Annotated in this window: 6 protein-coding genes; 2 read left to right on the top strand and 4 right to left on the bottom strand. The window is 42.0% G+C overall.

Annotated elements, in window-relative coordinates:
• Positions 1 to 434 (bottom strand): DUF2157 domain-containing protein (locus B4K20_RS15600; RefSeq protein ID WP_289283619.1); only part of this gene is annotated, 434 nt, incomplete at its 3' end.
• A gap of 140 nt (positions 435 to 574) precedes the next feature.
• On the opposite strand from B4K20_RS15600, the gene B4K20_RS15595 reads away from it, so the two are divergent.
• On the top strand, positions 575 to 1,627 hold the full coding sequence (locus tag B4K20_RS15595) for a GGDEF domain-containing protein (RefSeq protein WP_289283618.1): 1,053 nt from the start codon (positions 575 to 577) through the stop codon (positions 1,625 to 1,627).
• Between the two features lie 295 nt (positions 1,628 to 1,922).
• Positions 1,923 to 2,339 carry a nucleoside diphosphate kinase regulator gene (rnk, locus tag B4K20_RS15590; RefSeq protein ID WP_286304506.1) on the top strand — a complete coding sequence of 139 codons (417 nt, stop codon included), beginning with the start codon at positions 1,923 to 1,925 and terminating at the stop codon, positions 2,337 to 2,339.
• A gap of 50 nt (positions 2,340 to 2,389) precedes the next feature.
• Here the strand turns inward: rnk and B4K20_RS15585 are convergent, their stop codons facing one another.
• From B4K20_RS15585 to B4K20_RS15575, 3 genes are all read right to left on the bottom strand, one after another.
• Positions 2,390 to 3,001, bottom strand: a complete 612-nt coding sequence (locus B4K20_RS15585; protein ID WP_289283617.1) for an esterase/lipase family protein — start codon at positions 2,999 to 3,001, stop codon at positions 2,390 to 2,392.
• A gap of 36 nt (positions 3,002 to 3,037) precedes the next feature.
• Positions 3,038 to 3,289 carry a hypothetical protein gene (locus B4K20_RS15580; protein ID WP_286304504.1) on the bottom strand — a complete coding sequence of 84 codons (252 nt, stop codon included), beginning with the start codon at positions 3,287 to 3,289 and terminating at the stop codon, positions 3,038 to 3,040.
• A gap of 207 nt (positions 3,290 to 3,496) precedes the next feature.
• Entirely contained in the window at positions 3,497 to 4,300 is an 804-nt protein-coding gene (locus B4K20_RS15575; protein WP_289283616.1) for an ion transporter, read from the bottom strand.
• Positions 4,301 to 4,419: the final 119 nt, after the last annotated feature.

Genomic DNA, 4,419 nt, shown 5'->3' with positions numbered 1-4,419 from the left:
ATAACTACCCATGGTGTGATCGCTAAGGCCCAGTAGAAAAACAGCTGCCAACTATCTGCCCCCGTTTGATAGGTTTGACCATAAAAGGCCATTAATGCCCCCACCAATAAACTGGCTAGCAATAAAGCCATTCTGCTGACCAGTTTTCTGGCCACAAAATAGCAATAGAGCATGACAGATAAAATGATACTAGCTTCCAGCAACAAGAATTTGCTGAACCGACCCATATCAGACCAGTTATAAGCGATAAAGAAAATCATTGATAAAGCCATCGCCACTATGCCAGAGGCCAGTAAAATCTGGTCAAACAGCCGCAACCAAACGCGTTTGTCAGGCATTAAACCTAAGCGTCTTAGTGCCATTGGTATCTGCTGTTTATCTATGGTACCTGCTGCAAAAAATGTGGCAACGGCACGTCGTTTTTGACTATTCAATGTATCTTCCTTGTTAGCTATTCATGTTCTAGCGATGTCAATTAATCAACATCATTAACGAATACGTCAGCAGCGTGATCGGTTTAGAATGAAGTATGCTAACTTACTGTTAATTTGCAAACCATGGTCAGGGACACTCCATGTCAGGTCAATCGCACGCCCATCTCAACCATAAACTGATTTTACAATTTACATTAATATCATTGATTGCTGTGGCCTCAGGTACAATTTTCAGGCCTCTTTTTGTAGAACTACCCAGCTACTTTACAGTGATGGGCAGTATCAATACGGTGCTTATATTTTCAGTGTATTTATTCATACGCAGTCATCGTTTTCCTGCCTATGAAATGGCGGCGCTTTTTTTTGTTGCTGTTATTTCCATTATTCCTCTGATTGCCATTTCTGGTGGCGTGAACAGTCAGTTTGCTTTTTTACTTCCACTCTATCCCATCATGGCTACATTATTCGGCAGCAAGAAACAATCTATTATCATCGGAATGGGATTGCTGATAGCAATCATTCTTTGTACGGCTTTGGGTAAATTCTTTGTGGATTTGACTGGTGAAGCCTACAACCAGAGTAAGTCTATTTCTCGAGGTTTTTGGTTGGCAATGAGCGTCCTTGTCAGTACCTATTTTGGTCTTTTCTTTCAAAACAGATACCGAGCACTGACAAACGAACTTGAACAACTGGCTCAGCAGGATCCTTTAACCTCACTCCTTAATCGTCGCGGCTTCGACATCAAGCTTAAAGCCAGTCTTGCTGAGGCAAAACGGCAGCATGCAGTTCTCAGTATCTTACTCATTGATATTGATTTTTTTAAAAGCATCAACGACCGCTATGGCCATGATATCGGTGACACTTGTTTGAAATACGTCGCCGATTGTTTAAAGCACCATATTCGTCAAACAGATGTTTTAGCTCGATTTGGCGGTGAAGAATTTATCCTGTTATTACCTGACACATCACATAAAGCCGCTTTCACTCTCGCAGAAAAACTAAGACATGTTGTATCAGATCTTAATTTGGATGAGCTTGATCAGCCACTCACCGTCACCATCGGTATTGCTTCCACCCAGTTACCACATCAACATATCGACGACATTATTAAAGCAGCCGATCTTGCACTTTATCAAGGAAAAATGAACGGGCGTAATCGCAGTGAGTTAGCTACTGATTTAGCGAATGACTAAGCACTTTGCCGCCACTTCAGCAGAAAATCATTTTTCATACCTATAAATAGGGATTAGTGCTTTTCACCTCTGTCCGAACCAGGCAGAAATAACATTGATTAACAGCACGTTAGAATGCGTATTGTAGGCTGATTTTCATACTCCAGATAAAGCCAGAATAAGGCTTATAAGTGCTCAGACTTTATGGCATGATAACGTTCAGAACAGTGAGATGTTCGCGCCTTTTTATTTTCCATTTTTTATTTATAACACGTTGTCGCAGTACAGCTACATCTTAATGTTGAGAGGTTATTAAATGAATGTATCACAACCGAATATTATTGTTTCAGAGCTAGACTTACACCGTTTAGAACATATTTTGGATGGGTTAACGCCTGTTGAAGCTGAACGAACATCCTATCTGGAAGCAGAACTGGATCGCGCCGACATTGTTGAACCTACGGCAATCCCACCGAATGTGGTAACGATGAACTCCACCGTTAAATTTTCGGTATCTTCCTCAGATCAAACTTTTTGCCTGACGCTGGTCTATCCAAAAGATATGACAACAGATGGCAAGACGATATCGATACTGGCGCCTGCTGGCAGCGCCATGCTGGGCTTAGTTGAGGGTGATGAAATTGATTGGCCAGGTCGTGATGGTCAAACCATTCGCGTGCACGTCGATGAAATCCTATACCAGCCAGAACGTGCGGGTGAATACCATCGTTAAATGACAACATAGGCTCTGGATAAACTCCAGAGCCTTGCTAAAGCATAGAATCAAACAATCCTAGACAAGATAACACTGGATACACGCTTACTGGAAGGTAAGAAACTATGGATTACAGGCAACTGAATCTGGTCTTGAATCCAATCCGTACTGACTTCAGACAAAGACACCACCCCATCATTTAACTCATCTCTAAACGGACTGTTTTTCCCATTGATGCCTTTTACGCCGACAACAGCCGTTGCTGGGCATTCACTCGCAGGAATATCCAGCATCCGTTCACTCGAGGCTAATAGCTCACCGCAGTCTTGTGTTAAGAAACGAAACATCCAATATCGGCGAAAATAAACGGCTAATCTGGATTTTTTAACAGGCGAGCCGAGCAGAAAAAGCTGTTTGGGTGCTTTGACTGAGTCGTCCATATTTGCCAGAGCAGCCCTAAGTAACACACCACCTAATGAATGCCCGATCAGAATATATTCACCGTCACTGGCTATAGCTTCGATACATTTTTCCAGGCGAGACTGAATTGACGCAAAGGATTGTCTCGACACACAGTAACTGAATGATTGTGTTCGTATTCCATGCTGTCTGAAGCGGCGCAGCATTGGCCAGCCAGATAAGGGGGAGCGGCCCATACCATGTACAAATAACACCTGCATTATGGCATGACCCATTTGGCGTAGGTGATCAGATACCTAACACTGATAGGGACTTTCACTTTCTAACTCTTCCCCTGTTTCTACATCGATAATGGTAATTGTTGCCCCAGGATAAGCGTTGCAGACGGAATTTCGTAGGGAATAAATTCCAGAACCACTCGCTCTAAGAATCAAGTTTTGATTGAGCTGCTTGCCATCGGCATCAAAAACGAAGGCTTGGTATTCACCTGATAAGGTCAGGCAGCCAGACATGAGAAGAATAATGCTTCCTAGAAGAAATTTGTTCATTTTATTTTCCTTAATCATTTTCAATTGCCCACATCCTTGGGGCAATCCTATTAAATCATGACAGCAACATAATGAGAAAGACAAGATTGAAGTGAATCTACAAGCAGGCAAGAAGACTACAACGATGTCCGAGCCCAATATCCACGTCGTCAAGTATCGATATACTTCGCTTCGTAGCCATCTGAAATCATATGACAACCGTGATGTTTAGTACTCTCCTTCTGTGGTGATATGGATGACTTCACCGCAATGTTTACAGTGAATCGCATCATGATCATGACGGTTTAAGCCGCATGATGGACATTCATAACGTACTTTGCCTGGACGAAAAATAGTTTGAATGAGCCTTAAAAATAATGAGATACCAAAGATCATGATGAGAACCGCCAGAATATGTCCATCATGTCCCACCAGCGTTATATCACCAAACCCTGTCGTCGTGAGTGTGGCTATAGTGAAATAAAGTGCATCGACATAATCATTAATATCGTCGTTTATGTGTACCTGACTCACAAAAACAACGGCAGTAATCACAAAGATAAACACAAATAGATTGACGATACTGAACAACACATCTTCATGCATTCGCACAAAACGTGACTGTTTACGAAGATTTTTCAGCATGTGGTAAGAGCGTAGTAATCGCAGCGTACGGATCACTCGTAAGAAACTAAAATTCTCGGCCAAAGATGGTGCCAGCAGGGAAATAATAACAATAATATCGGCAAGTCCAACCGGGTGAATGAGATAACGTAGTTTTGATTTACAGATATATAACCTGGCCAATAACTCCAGCAAGTAGATAACACCAATCGCCTCTTCAAGCACATGAAAATCATCAATATGATGATAAAAAGAGGCCAATAAGAAATACAGGATGGTAATGGCATCAAATGCTAATAAGCCCCAACGAAATCGTCGGGCACCGGTACTTGAGCCATGATAAAGATGGTCAATTTTATGATGTAATCGCTGCCAGAAAGTTGAATCTGGTGATGTTGCCTGCCCCATTCTGGGCTCCTGTTAATAATGTTTGCCTGAGTCTAAAACAATAACGAGTTCAGAGATAACTCTGTTTAGATAATATTTTTTCCTTCCTCAGGATCACGTGCATTTTTTGCCTGCTCAAT

The sequence above is a fragment of the Methylophaga sp. UBA5088 genome (assembly GCF_002414625.1).
In the GTDB taxonomy this organism is placed as follows: Bacteria; Pseudomonadota; Gammaproteobacteria; order Nitrosococcales; family Methylophagaceae; genus Methylophaga; species Methylophaga marina.
Note: the sequence above shows the minus strand (reverse complement) of the source record. Positions and strands in the feature narration are given on the sequence as shown.